Consider the following 12,559-nt stretch of genomic DNA (forward strand, 5'->3'; position numbering starts at 1 on the left):
CTGCGGTCCCTTTCGCACTGGTGAGACACAGAACGCACTGGTGACACACAGATGGGTGGGAATCTTCGTGATGAGTAGGGGCGGACGCCACGCATACGGCGCACTCTCCGTGCTCGCGGCCGGAGCTCTTGTGCTCACCGGTTGCAGCAAGGGCGGCAGCGACGACGGCACCGACGGCAAGAAGGACCAGGAGAACGCCAAGAGCCAGCAGGCGGCCATCAAGTTCGGTGACGCGGCGGACTCGACGGGTCCGGCACCCGAGGTGCCCGGCGCCAAGTCCGGCGGCACCATGGAGGTCCTCCAGCGCGACAGCTACGCCCACCTCGACCCGGCGCAGATCTACGTCTCCGACCAGATGTCGCTGGCGCAGCTGATCCACCGCGGCCTCACCGGCTACAAGGCGACCGGCAACGACGGCAAGCAGCACGAGGTCGTCGGCGACCTGGCCACCGACTCGGGCACCACCACCGACGGCGGCAAGACCTGGAAGTACACGCTCAAGGACGGCATCAAGTTCGCGGACGGCACCCCGATCACGTCCAAGGACGTCCGCCAGTCCATCGAGCGGCTCTTCGCCCCCTTCATCACCCAGGGTCCCAGCTACCTCCAGCAGTGGCTGGCCGACACCTCCGGCGCCGACTACCGCAAGCTCCTCAAGGACGGCCCCTACAAGGGCAAGCACCTGCCGAACAGCATCCTGGAGACGCCCGACGGGAAAACGATCGTCTTCCACTTCAAGAAGGCGCACCCCGACCTGCCGTACGCGCTCGCCATGGCCGGCTACTCCGTGGTGTCCGCCAAGGGCGACACCAAGCAGCGGTACGACAAGGCGCCGGTGACCTCCGGCCCGTACAAGATCCAGTCGTTCAAGTCCGGCAAGTCGATGGTGCTGGTCAAGAACCCCAACTGGGACGCGAAGACGGACCCGATCCGGCACCAGTACGTGGACCAGTTCAACTTCCAGTTCAACCAGCAGTACGAGACCTCCACCAAGGCCCTGCTCGCCGACAGCGGCGCGGACCAGGCCGGCGTCAGCTTCAACAACCAGGTCGACGCGGGCAACCTGTCCCAGGTGCTGCGCGACTCGAAGCTGAAGGCCCGCACGGTCTCCGGCTACCAGCCGTACGTCGGCCAGATGAACATCAACATGAGCAAGCCGGAGCTGAAGGACATCCGGGTCCGCCAGGCCATCGCCTACGCCCTCCCGGTCACCCCGTTCGTCCGCGCCTACGGCGGCACCGACGCCATGGAGGTCGCCGGCGGCCTGATCAGCCCGACCGTCAGCGGCTACGACGCCTCCTTCGACCCGTACGGCAAGAAGAAGAAGCCCGCCGGTGACGCGGACAAGGCCCGGGAGCTGCTGAAGAAGGCCGGCAAGCTCAACATGAAGCTGACCTTCGGCTACATCAACACCAACGAGGGCCAGCAGTACTCCACCGCCATGGCGGCGGGCCTGAAGAAGGCCGGCTTCGACGTCCAGCGGCAGGAGATCCCGGCCGAGACCTACTACGACCAGGTCTCCAAGCTGAACAACCCGTACGACATCTTCCACACCGCGTGGGGCGCCGACTGGCCGTCCGCCTCCACCGTCATCCCGCCGCTGTACGACGGCCGGCAGATCGCCGACGGCGCGGCGAACTACTCGCAGATCAACGACTCGCACGTGAACAGCGAGATCGACCGCATCAACCAGATCACCGACCCGGTCAGGTCCGCCGCCGAGTGGGAGAAGATCGACAAGTACCTCCTCACCAAGGTGGTGAACGAGGTCCCGACCGGCTACTACAAGCAGACCCAGATCGCCGGTTCCAAGGTCGGCGGCCTCGTCTACGACGACGTGATCGGCGGCATCGACCCGCGTCGCCTCTACATCAAGTAACCGTCCCCTGCCGGTCCCCGGCGCGCCCGCCCCGTCCGGGCGCGCCGGGGACCGCCCGGACCGCCGACGTCTGAGAGCTGCCCTGTCATGCTGCGCTTCCTCGTCCGCCGGATCATCGGTGCCGTCGTCATTCTGTTCCTGCTGAGCATCGTCACGTTCGTGCTGTTCTTCGGGGTGCCCCGGGACCCGGCACTGCTGATGTGCGGCAAGACCTGCAACCCGGACAGCATCGCGAACATCCATCATGTGCTCGGCCTGGACAAGTCCATCCCCGAGCAGTACTGGATCTTCCTGCACAACATCTTCCTGGGCAGCGACCAGTTCGCCCAGGGACCGTGCCCGGCCCCGTGCTTCGGCTACTCGTACCACACCAACGAGCAGGTCTGGGGCACGCTGATGGACCGCCTGCCCACCACCGTCTCGCTCACCCTGGGTGCGGCCGTGTGCTTCCTGTTCGTCGGCCTCGGTACCGGACTGCTCGCCGCCTGGCGGCGCGGCACACTGATCGACAAGACGGCCACCGCGGGCGCCATGGTCATCAGCTCGCTGCAGATCTACTTCCTCGGCCCGCTGGCCCTGGCGATCCTGGTGTACCAGACGCACTGGTTCGACAAGCCGGCCTACAACGAGTTCACCTCCGACCCGGCAGGCTGGCTGGGCGGCCTGATCATCCCCTGGGTGGTGCTCTCCACGATCTTCGCCGCGCAGTACACCCGTATGGCCCGGTCCTCGATGATCGAACAGCTCCAGGAGGAGCACGTCCGCACCGCCCGCGCCAAGGGCATGTCCCGGCAGTACGTCTTCTTCCGCTACGCCTGGCGCGGCTCGCTCATCCCGATCGTCACCATCTTCGGCATCGACCTCGGCTCCCTGCTCGGCGGCGCCATCATCACCGAGTACACCTTCAGTCTGCCGGGTCTCGGTCAACTCGCCGTGCAGTCCGTCTTCTTCAGCGACCTGCCGCTGCTGCTCGGCGTGATGCTGTTCGCCGCCACCATGATCCTGCTGTTCAACATCATCGTCGACGCCGCCTACGCCTTCATCGACCCGCGCGTGCGGCTGTCCTAGGAGCACTGTCGTGACCACTCTGACCAAGGAGGCCGGTGCCCCGAACCCGGCCGGCACCGGTCCCCTGCTCTCGGTGCGGGACCTGCACGTCAGCTTCAAGACCGAGGACGGCGTCGTACGGGCCGTGGACGGGCTCTCCTTCGACGTGGAACGCGGCAGGACGCTCGGCATCGTGGGGGAGTCCGGCTCGGGCAAGTCGGTGACCAACCTGACCATCCTCGGCCTGCACAACCCCATGTTCACCACGGTCGAGGGCGAGATCCTGCTCGACGGGCGGGAGTTGACCACCGCCCGCGAGTCGGAGCTGGAGAAGTTGCGCGGCAACAAGGCCGCCATGATCTTCCAGGACCCGCTGACCGCGCTCTCGCCGTACTACACCGTGGGCCGGCAGATCGCCGAGCCGTACATGAAGCACACCGGGGCCTCCAAGAAGCAGGCCTGGGAGCGGTCCGTGGAGATGCTCGGCAAGGTCGGCATCCCCAACCCCCGGGAGCGGGCGAAGGACTATCCGCACCAGTTCTCCGGCGGTATGCGCCAGCGCGCGATGATCGCCATGGCCCTGGTCTGCGACCCGGATCTGCTGATCGCCGACGAGCCGACCACCGCCCTGGACGTCACGGTCCAGGCGCAGATCCTGGATCTGCTGAAGGACCTGCAACAGGAGTTCGGATCGGGCATCATCTTCATCACCCACGACCTGGGGGTGATCGCCGACATGGCCGACGACATCATGGTGATGTACGCGGGCAGCGCGGTGGAGCGGGGCACGACCGAGGAGGTGCTGCGCTCGCCCCAGCACCCGTACACCTGGGGCCTGCTGAACTCGATGCCGCGGCTGGACTCCGACCTCGGCGCCCAGCTGTCCCCGATCCCCGGTGCCCCGCCGTCACTGCTCAACCCGCCGTCCGGATGCCGGTTCCACCCCCGCTGCACCCATCAGGACCGGGTGGAGGGCAGGGACCGGTGCGTGAACGAGCGCCCGCTGCTCGCCCCCGACCGGGCGTCGGCGTGCCATCTCACCGCCGACCAGAAGCGGACCGTCTTCATCGAAGAGATCAAGCCCCGTCTGGGCTAGGAGGACATCGTCATGACGGAGGACATCGTCCTTCCGGCCCCGCACGGCGACGGCACCGTCGCGGACGTGCAGCCGCTGCTGCGGGTCGCGGGGCTGACCAAGCACTTCCCGGTCAAGGGCGGCTTCCCGATCCGCCGGACGGTCGGCCACGTCCAGGCCGTGGACGGCATCGATCTGACCGTGCACGCCGGGGAGAGCTTCGGCCTGGTCGGCGAGTCGGGCTGCGGCAAGTCGACCACGGGCCGGCTGATCACCCGGCTGATGGAGCCCACGAGCGGCACGATCACCTACGAGGGCCGGGACATCAGCCGGGCGACCCGCAAGGAACTCGCCCCGATCCGCTCCGAGATCCAGATGATCTTCCAGGATCCGTACTCGTCGCTGAATCCGCGGCAGACGGTCGGCAAGATCATCGCGGGTCCGATGGAGATCAACGGGATCGAGCCCGAGGGCGGCCGGGAGAAGCGCGTCCGGGAGCTGCTGGAGATCGTCGGTCTCAACCCCGAGCACTTCAACCGCTTCCCGCACGAGTTCTCCGGCGGGCAGCGCCAGCGCATCGGCGTGGCCCGCGCCCTCGCGCTGGAGCCGAAGCTGATCGTGGCGGACGAGCCGGTCTCCGCCCTGGACGTCTCGATCCAGGCGCAGGTCGTGAACCTGCTCCAGCAGGTGCAGAAGGAACTGGGCATCGCGTTCCTCTTCATCGCCCACGACCTCGCGGTGGTCCGGCACTTCTCGCAGCGCGTGGCGGTGATGTACCTCGGCAAGATCATCGAGGTCGGCGACCGCGAGTCCATCTACATCCGCCCGCGCCACCCCTACACGCACGCCCTGCTGTCGGCGGTCCCGGAGGTGAACCTCACGGAGGAGGAGGCCGTCCCGCGCGAGCGCATCCGCCTGGCCGGTGACGTGCCGTCCCCCATCTCCCCGCCCTCCGGCTGCCGCTTCCGCACCCGCTGCTGGAAGGCCCAGGACCGGTGCGCCACCGAGGAACCGCCGCTGATCCAGATCGCCGGCAACCGTGCCGGCCACCTGACGGCCTGCCACTTCCCGGAGGAGCCCAGCATCGAGGCCCGCGACGAGGACATCGTCCTGGACCCGGCGCTGGTGGCACTGGAGGAGGAGACGACGGACTAGGCCCCGATCCGGGAGAGGCCGTGGCCAGGGCCTCTCCCCGGGGACTTGCCGGGGCCGCGGGGTCCGGTGCGCCGGGCGGAGTCGGCCCGGCCCGAAGGGGAGGCCCTAGACTGCCTCGGCCACGGTGATGATCTCAGGGCCGGCGGGGGTGAGCGGCTCCCGGTCCCAGCCGCCGTACTGCGCCTCGACGCCCAAGCCGGCGTCGGTGAGGAAGCTGCGCAGTGTCCCGTTGTCCAGGAAGCGCAGCACGCTGCGGCTGACCCGCGGGGCCGGCCAGCCGTCGCCCTCGTACGTCTCCGTGAACCGCACCCGATCCCCGACGGGCCCGCCGCCCTGGACCTCGTGCCACACCCGCACCGGCTTCCCGTCGGCGGCGGTCACCTCGTGCACCTGCTCCGGGGTCCACCGCTCCCAGGCGCGGGCGGCCGGATTGCGCGTCTCGAACACGAACCGTCCCCCAGCCCCGAGGGCCGCCCGGACCGCCCGCAGAAAGACCCGGATCTCCTCGTCCCCGAGCAGTTCCTGGAAGGCGTGTCCGGTCATGACGACGAGGTCGAACTCCCCGTCCCACAGCCGGGTCCGCATGTCACCGAGCACCCACTCGACGTCCGGCTCGGCCCGCCGGGCCTGGACGAGCATGGCGGCGGCCGGATCGAGCCCCATCAGCCGGCCCCGGTGCCCCTCGGCCCGGGCCCGCCGCAGCAACCGCCCGGTGCCGCAGCCGACGTCCAGCACGGCCCGGGCCTCTCTCACCAGACCGAGGTAGAAGTCGTCACCCGGGCCCCACGGGTTGAGGCTGTCGTACAGCGCGGCGAGCGAGAGATCGGCGAACGATTGGTCTACCACCGCGGCAGTCTGACACACGTTGCTGAACGGTGCGTCAGGTTCCGGCGCAGTTCTTGAGCGAGTCTCAACTCCCGTGCCGTACGGCGTCGATGGGGGAGGAGGGACAAAGGCGAAGGCCCGCACTTGGGAAGGTGCGGGCCTTCGTTCCCTGGAAGCGGACGTTCGCGGGCTCGGGTCAATGGGCCGGTGACAGTCCGTTCCGCGAGGGGGCGGCTGACGGAAAGGGGTGTGTCAGGCCGCCGCCTCGGGGTCCTTGGCGAGACGCGGAGCCGGGATCGTCCCCGCCGTCTCAGGATAGTGGCACGCCGTCAGGTGACCGGGCTTGTTGCCCTCCACCTGGACCAGCGGCGGGGCCTCCGACGCGCACTTCTCCGTCGCCTTCCAGCAGCGGGTGCGGAAGCGGCAGCCGGTGGGCGGGTTGATCGGCGAGGGCACGTCGCCGACCAGGCGGATGCGCTCGCGCGGCTCCGCGTCCGCCGTCGCCTCGGGCACGGCGGACAGCAGGGCCCGCGTGTACGGGTGGCGCGGGTTGTCGTACAGGTCCGCGCGGTCCGCGATCTCGACGATCTTGCCGAGGTACATGACCGCGACGCGCTGCGAGAAGTGCCGCACGATCGCGAGGTCGTGGGCGATGAAGACGAACGCGATGCCCAGCTCCCGCTGGACCTTCTGCAGCAGGTTCACGACCTGCGCCTGGATCGAGACGTCCAGGGCGGAGACCGGCTCGTCGGCCACGATCAGCTTCGGCTCCAGCGCGAGGGCGCGGGCCACGCCGATGCGCTGGCGCTGCCCGCCGGAGAACTCGTGCGGGAAGCGGTTGAAGTGCTCGGGGTTGAGACCGACGATCTCCAGCAGCTCGCGGACCCGGTTCTCCCGGCCGCCCTTGGGGTCGATCCCGTTGATCTCCATCGGACCGGCGATGATCTTGCCGACCGTCTGCCGCGGATTCAGCGAGGCGTACGGGTCCTGGAAGATCATCTGGATCTCGGAGCGGATCGGGGCGAGTTCCTTGCGGCCGGCGTGCGTGATGTCCTGGCCGCGGTAGGTGATCTTGCCGCTGGTCGGCTCCATCAGCCGGGTGATCAGCCGGCCCGTGGTCGACTTGCCGCAGCCCGACTCGCCGACGAGGCCCAGGCTCTCGCCCTCGGCGACCTGGAAGTCGAGCCCGTCGACCGCCTGCACGGCGCCGACCGTACGGCGGATCGGGAAGCCGCCCTTGATCGGGAAGTGCTTGGTCAGTCCGGAGACGTCCAGGAGGGGGTTCGTGTTGCTCATGGTCGTGAAGTCCCGTCTGCTGTCCGTCAGTGGTGCCGGGTTTCGGCGAAGTCGGCGAAGAGTTCCCGCTTCTGCTCCGCGGTGAGGTGGCAGGCCGCGCCGCGGCCGTCGGTCACCTGGAGCAGCGGACGCTCGGTCGAGCACAGCCCGCCGGCGACCTTCTCGGCGAAGGCACAGCGCGGGTGGAAGCGGCAACCGGAGGGCGGGTTCAGCAGCGAGGGCGGCGAGCCGGGGATCGGCGTCAGCGGCACGTCCACCGAGCCGTTCAGGCTCGGCATCGAGTTCAGCAGGCCCAGGGTGTAGGGGTGGTCCGGCTTGCGGAGCACCTCCTCCTTGGTGCCGCGCTCCACGCACCGGCCGCCGTACATCACCAGCACGTCGTCGGCGATGTCGGCGATCACACCCAGGTCGTGGGTGATGAAGATGATCGCGGTGCCGAACTCCTGCTGCAGGTCCTTCAGCAGGTCCATGATCTGCGCCTGGACCGTCACGTCGAGGGCCGTGGTCGGCTCGTCCGCGATCAGCAGCTCCGGGTCGCAGACCAGGGCCATGGCGATCATCGCGCGCTGGCGCATACCGCCGGAGAACTGGTGGGGGTAGTCGTCCACACGGACGTCCGGCTGGGGGATGCCGACCCGGCGCAGCATCTCGACCGCGCGCGCCCGGGCCTCCTTCTTGGAGGCACCGGTGTGCTTGCGGTACGTCTCGGAGATCTGCGCGCCGATGGTGTGGTACGGCGAGAGCGAGGCAAGCGCGTCCTGGAAGATCATGGACATCTTGTTGCCGCGCAGCTTCTCCAGCTCGGACTCCGTGGCGGAGATCAGCTCCTTGCCGTCGAGCAGGATCTCGCCGTCCATGGCGGTGTTGCGCGGGTCGTGCAGGCCCAGGATCGCCATGTTGGTGACGGACTTGCCGGAGCCGGACTCACCGACGATGCCGAGGGTCTTGCCCCGCTCCAGGTCGAAGGAGAGCCCGTCGACGGCCTTGACGACGCCGTCCTCGGTGGAGAAGTGGACCTTCAGGTCGCGCAGGGAGAGAAAGGGGGTGCTCATGGTCTCTCCTTATGCGAGGCGCACGCGCGGGTCGATGAGGGCGTACACGGCATCGACGATGATGTTGAAGACGACGATCGCGGCCGCGGCGACCAGGACGACCCCGAGCAGCATCGGCAGGTCGTTGGTGCTGACGGCCTTCACCGAGAGCTTGCCGATGCCCTGGATGCTGAAGGTCGACTCGGTGATGATCGCGCCGCCCAGCAGCGTGCCGAGGTCGAGGCCGAAGATGGTGATGATCGGCCCCATCGCGCCGCGCCAGGCGAAGCGGAAGAACACCGTCTTGCGGGAGAGTCCCTTGGCGCGGGCCGTGCGGACGTAGTCCTCGCTGAGCGACTCGACCATCTGGGAGCGCGTCATACGGGTGTAGTTGGCGGTGAAGATCAGCGACAGCACCAGCCACGGCACCAGCTGGCCCTCGAACCACTTGCCCGGGTTCTCGGTGATCGGCGTGTAGTTGGCCCGGTCCAGCAGGTGCAGCTGGTCCACCAGGAGGTACGTGGCGAAGACGCCGATGACGTAGATCTGCATCGAGGACGCGATCAGCGAGGCGGAGCTGGCGATCTTGTCGAGGGGCTTGCCCTGCTTCACCGCGGCCAGCATGCCGGTGCCGACACCGAACACCAGGAAGACGACGGAGCTGCCGAGCGCCAGCGAGATCGTGGCCGGGAAGCGGTCCTGGATCGTGCCCAGGACCGGCTCGCGGTTCTGGAACGAGTAACCCAGGCACGGCGCGTCGCAGTGCCCGAAGGAGGCGTAGTCACGCCCCACGAAAATGCCCTTGAGCCAGTCCCAGTACTGCACGGGGAGCGAGTGGTCGATCCCCAGGTTCTTCTTCACCAGGGCCAGGGTCTCGGGGGTGCAGACCTTGCCGCACGCGAGGCGGGCGGGGTCGCGCGGAGCGGCGTAGAACAGGACGAACACCAGGGCGCTGATGATCAGCAGGATCACAGCGGCGCCGAGGGTCCGGCGGATGAGGAAGCGGAGCATGGCAGTTGGGTTTTCCTGACGGGATGCCGTAGGGGGTGAGACGGCGGGGCGGCGTCGTGGCCGCCCCGCCGGGATTCGTACGTCAGGCCTTCACGAAGGTCTTGTACAGCAGGGTCGCGGAGAAGTTCGGGTCGAACTGGGCACCGCCCACCTTCGAGCCGTACACGTAGAAGCGACGGGTGAACGTCTCGGGGATGATCGGCGCCACCTCCGACATGATCTTCTTGTCCAGCGCCTCCCAGGCCTTGCCGGCCTCGGTCTGGTCCGGGATCACCGCGTTCTTCTTGATCGCGTCGTTGATCCAGCCGATGTTGGTCTGGGACACGTTGTTCTGGCCGTTGCCGATGGCGGCACCGTCGAACAGCGGCTCGATCATCGTGTAGGCGGTGGGCCAGTCCGGGGACCAGCCGAACCACATCACGTCGAAGCTGTTGTCGATCTGCTGGATCTGGTCGTAGTACGACGTGGAGTCGATCGGCTTGATGACCGGGGTGAAGCCGGCCGCCTTCAGCGCGTTCTCGATGACGACCTTGGTCTTGTTGTAGGTCGGGTCCTGCGGGAAGGCGTAAACCACCTTCACGCCTTCCTTGCCGGCCTCCTTCAGCAGCGCCTTGGCCTTCGCCGGGTCGCCCGCGGGCTTCTTCAGCTTGCCGTACACGTCGGACTTCTCGTAGCCGATGATGTCGGGGCTGAGGATCGAGGTCGCGATGTCACCGGCGGACGGGCCGCCGTAGATCTGCCGGATCTGCTGCAGCGGCCAGGCGTGGATCAGGGCCTGGCGGACCTTGAGGTCGGTGACGCGCTTGGTGTTGATCGCGTAGTAGTAGGTGCCGGTCAGCAGACCGTTGAAGGTGCGCTTCTTCAGCTCCGGGTCGGTGAGCACCTTCTGGATGCGCTCGGCCGGGACGCCCTTGTAGATCGAGACCGCGTACTGGTCGTTGCCCTGGTTGGAGATCAGGCGGTCGGTGCTGTCGAGGGTCTCGATGCCGAAGAGGAACTCGAAGCCGTCCGGGTAGGCGTTGCGGATCGAGTCGGTGGCCGGGTCCCAGTACTTGTTGCGGGTCAGCACCATCGACTTGTCGGTGGTGTGCGCCTTGATCTTGTACGGACCGCAGGCGGCCGGCTTCTTGTCGTACTTCTCCTTGGTGTCCAGCTTCGGGGACGTGGCGGCGTAGGAGTGCATCGCCAGGGTGAAGTTGAAGTCGGGCTTCGCCTCGGCCAGGTGGAAGGTGATGGTCCGCTTGGCCTTGTCGGTGACGATCGAGTCGAGGTGCTTGCCCTTGTACGGGCCCTCGTAGGCGTCACGCCACTTGGCGCCCTTGCCGGTCAGCGCCATCTGGACGTAGGTGCCGGACTCGGTGACGAACGGGGCCCACAGGCGCTCGATGCCGTGGCGCACGTCCTCGACGGTCAGCTCGCTGCCGTCCTCCCACTTCAGACCCTCCTTCAGCGTGAAGGTCCAGGTCTTGTTGTCCTTGGAGGCGGTGCCGGTGTCGGTGGCCAGGTCACCGACGAGCTTCTGGTGACCGGAAGAGTCGATCTTGTAGCCGGTCAGGCAGCGGTGCAGGAGCAGCGCGACGGTGGAGTTGTACGCGTAGTAGATGCGCTGCGGGTCGAGGTGCGAGAAGTCGTCGGGCGCGAGGCCGTAGATCGTGCCGCCCTTCTTCGCACCGTCGATCTCGGGGGCCGGGCCGGTGGAGTCGGCCTTCGTGCCGATGGTGACCTTGGCGCCGGTGTAGCTGGTGGCGCCGGCGTTCGGGGTGCCGTTGCCGCCCCCGCCGCCGCTGCTGCACGCGGACAGCAGCGTCGAGCCCGCGGCCGCGACAGAGGTGGCGATGACGAAGTTTCTGCGGGAGAGAGACATGGCTGACCCGTTCGTAGTGGATGACAGGTGGTGCTTGATCCCGGCCGGGCCCCGTCGCCCGGGCCGGGAGGTACTCAGCGCTTGGTCTTCGGGTCCAGGGCGTCGCGGACCGAGTCGCCGAGCAGGTTGAAGGCGACGACGAAGATCACCATGGCCAGGCCGGGGAAGAGCATGAAGGTGATGTCGTCCTGGTAGTACTTGGCGCCGTTCTGGATCATCACGCCCCAGTCGGGGGTCGGGTCCGAGAGGCCGACACCGAGGAAGGCGAGACCCGCTTCCGCGGTCACGTAGGTCGGGAGGAGGAGCGTCGCCTGGATGAGGATCGGCGTCCACAGGTTGGGCAGCAGTTCCTTGAAGATGATCCGGGCCGGGGAGGCGCCGGTGACCTTGGCCGCCTCCACGAACTCGCGCTCGCGCAGGGCGAGCACCTCACCGCGCAGCAGACGCGCGATGGAAGCCCAGCCGAAGGCCGTCATCACGAGGATCAGGCTGGTGACGGTCAGCCAGACCGGGGTGTTGTCGGTCGGCGGAACGAAGATCGCCATGACCACGGGCCAGAAGGCGATGAAGAACAGCGTCTGCGGGAACGCCAGCAGGATGTCGATGACCCGGCCGACGAGGTAGTCCGTCTTGCCGCCCAGGTAGCCGGCGGTGATGCCGATGACGACACCGAGCAGGGTCGTCAGCAGTGCGGCGGCGGTGGCGATCAGCAGAGAGTTGCGGATGCCGTAGAGCAGGAAGGTCAAGACATCTCGCCCGAGCTGCGGCTCGATGCCGAGCCAGAAGTCCGAGCTGATGCCGCCGTTGGGCTTGACCGGGTTGTTGAACTCGTTGAGCAGACCCGGGATGTTCATGCCGTACGTGGTGTACGGGTCCTTGCCGTACACCTTGGCTATCAGCGGCGCGGCGATGCCCACGACGAAGAAGAAGATCACCACGAGGGCGGATATGACACCCGTCCGGTCCCGCTTGAATCGGGTCCAGGCCAGCCGTCCCGGTGAGCGGCTCTCAGTGCCCTTGGGGTTGCCGGGCTTCGCCGATGCGGCGTTGTCTTCTTTGGTCACCTCGAGTGGGGCGGCCGAGGAAGGGGTTGCGGGGGTCATGATGCTCCGTGCCTTGTGGGTCAAGGCTCCGCAGGGCGCTCCCCTACGGGCTACGCCGGACTTTTTCAACGCAATTCATTCAAGGTCAATAAATTCTGGTCCGGCTTGGGTTTCTCTTTACCTTCTTTGCCTGTACTTGATCATTCCGTAGCTACGCGGGTAGCGCGCTGTAATCAATCCGTGCTTCACATTGGACTAACTGGACTAATCGGGCAAGAAGTTCGATATGCGGACGGTAGTGTGTCGAAATGCGTACATCGACGCGTCGCAATC

At 67.4% G+C, this 12,559-nt stretch carries 10 protein-coding genes; 4 read left to right on the forward strand and 6 right to left on the reverse strand.

All coding sequences use genetic code 11. The features are described from left to right. Positions 1-70: 70 nt before the first annotated feature. The 4 genes from ACIHEJ_RS23245 to ACIHEJ_RS23260 all read left to right on the forward strand — a co-directional run bounded on the left by ACIHEJ_RS23245 (position 71) and on the right by ACIHEJ_RS23260 (position 5,156). Positions 71-1,879: an ABC transporter substrate-binding protein gene (locus tag ACIHEJ_RS23245; protein WP_400138397.1), complete on the forward strand. Its 1,809-nt coding sequence runs from the start codon at positions 71-73 to the stop codon at positions 1,877-1,879. An 87-nt stretch (positions 1,880-1,966) separates the two neighbouring features. Continuing rightward, a complete protein-coding gene (locus ACIHEJ_RS23250) occupies positions 1,967-2,947 on the forward strand; it encodes an ABC transporter permease (RefSeq protein WP_400138398.1) in 981 nt (326 codons plus the stop codon). A 10-nt stretch (positions 2,948-2,957) separates the two neighbouring features. Further along, the gene (locus ACIHEJ_RS23255) at positions 2,958-4,022 is read left to right on the forward strand and encodes an ABC transporter ATP-binding protein (protein ID WP_400138399.1); all 1,065 of its coding nucleotides are present in this window, start codon (positions 2,958-2,960) and stop codon (positions 4,020-4,022) included. A 12-nt stretch (positions 4,023-4,034) separates the two neighbouring features. Beyond that, complete coding sequence (locus ACIHEJ_RS23260) at positions 4,035-5,156, forward strand: ABC transporter ATP-binding protein (RefSeq protein ID WP_400138400.1); 1,122 nt, start codon at positions 4,035-4,037, stop codon at positions 5,154-5,156. A 105-nt stretch (positions 5,157-5,261) separates the two neighbouring features. Here ACIHEJ_RS23260 and ACIHEJ_RS23265 read toward each other — a convergent pair whose 3' ends face one another. From ACIHEJ_RS23265 to ACIHEJ_RS23290, 6 genes are all read right to left on the reverse strand, one after another. Next, positions 5,262-6,002 (reverse strand): class I SAM-dependent methyltransferase, encoded by a 741-nt coding sequence (locus ACIHEJ_RS23265; RefSeq protein WP_400138401.1) that lies wholly within the window; start codon positions 6,000-6,002, stop codon positions 5,262-5,264. Positions 6,003-6,233: 231 nt separating this feature from the next. Next, positions 6,234-7,277 carry an ABC transporter ATP-binding protein gene (locus ACIHEJ_RS23270; RefSeq protein ID WP_400138402.1) on the reverse strand — a complete coding sequence of 348 codons (1,044 nt, stop codon included), beginning with the start codon at positions 7,275-7,277 and terminating at the stop codon, positions 6,234-6,236. A 26-nt stretch (positions 7,278-7,303) separates the two neighbouring features. Beyond that, entirely contained in the window at positions 7,304-8,329 is a 1,026-nt protein-coding gene (locus ACIHEJ_RS23275; RefSeq protein WP_400138403.1) for an ABC transporter ATP-binding protein, read from the reverse strand. 9 nt (positions 8,330-8,338) lie between these two features. Then, on the reverse strand, positions 8,339-9,319 hold the full coding sequence (locus tag ACIHEJ_RS23280; protein ID WP_400138404.1) for an ABC transporter permease: 981 nt from the start codon (positions 9,317-9,319) through the stop codon (positions 8,339-8,341). An 82-nt stretch (positions 9,320-9,401) separates the two neighbouring features. Further along, positions 9,402-11,183 carry an ABC transporter substrate-binding protein gene (locus ACIHEJ_RS23285; protein WP_400138405.1) on the reverse strand — a complete coding sequence of 594 codons (1,782 nt, stop codon included), beginning with the start codon at positions 11,181-11,183 and terminating at the stop codon, positions 9,402-9,404. A gap of 74 nt (positions 11,184-11,257) precedes the next feature. After that, positions 11,258-12,286 carry an ABC transporter permease gene (locus tag ACIHEJ_RS23290; RefSeq protein WP_400138406.1) on the reverse strand — a complete coding sequence of 343 codons (1,029 nt, stop codon included), beginning with the start codon at positions 12,284-12,286 and terminating at the stop codon, positions 11,258-11,260. Positions 12,287-12,559 lie beyond the last annotated feature (273 nt).

Origin of the sequence: Streptomyces sp. NPDC052301 (assembly GCF_044593395.1) — a bacterium.
GTDB lineage: Bacteria > Actinomycetota > Actinomycetes > Streptomycetales > Streptomycetaceae > Streptomyces.

Bases quoted from the DNA above. Each gene is read 5' to 3' on its own strand.
- ACIHEJ_RS23290 (WP_400138406.1), bottom strand. From the start codon at position 12,286: ATGACCCCCGCAACCCCTTCCTCGGCCGCCCCACTCGAGGTGACCAAA.
- ACIHEJ_RS23285 (WP_400138405.1), bottom strand. From the start codon at position 11,183: ATGTCTCTCTCCCGCAGAAACTTCGTCATCGCCACCTCTGTCGCGGCC.
- ACIHEJ_RS23250 (WP_400138398.1), top strand. From the start codon at position 1,967: ATGCTGCGCTTCCTCGTCCGCCGGATCATCGGTGCCGTCGTCATTCTG.
- ACIHEJ_RS23275 (WP_400138403.1), bottom strand. From the start codon at position 8,329: ATGAGCACCCCCTTTCTCTCCCTGCGCGACCTGAAGGTCCACTTCTCC.
- ACIHEJ_RS23270 (WP_400138402.1), bottom strand. From the start codon at position 7,277: ATGAGCAACACGAACCCCCTCCTGGACGTCTCCGGACTGACCAAGCAC.
- ACIHEJ_RS23260 (WP_400138400.1), top strand. From the start codon at position 4,035: ATGACGGAGGACATCGTCCTTCCGGCCCCGCACGGCGACGGCACCGTC.
- ACIHEJ_RS23245 (WP_400138397.1), top strand. From the start codon at position 71: ATGAGTAGGGGCGGACGCCACGCATACGGCGCACTCTCCGTGCTCGCG.
- ACIHEJ_RS23280 (WP_400138404.1), bottom strand. From the start codon at position 9,319: ATGCTCCGCTTCCTCATCCGCCGGACCCTCGGCGCCGCTGTGATCCTG.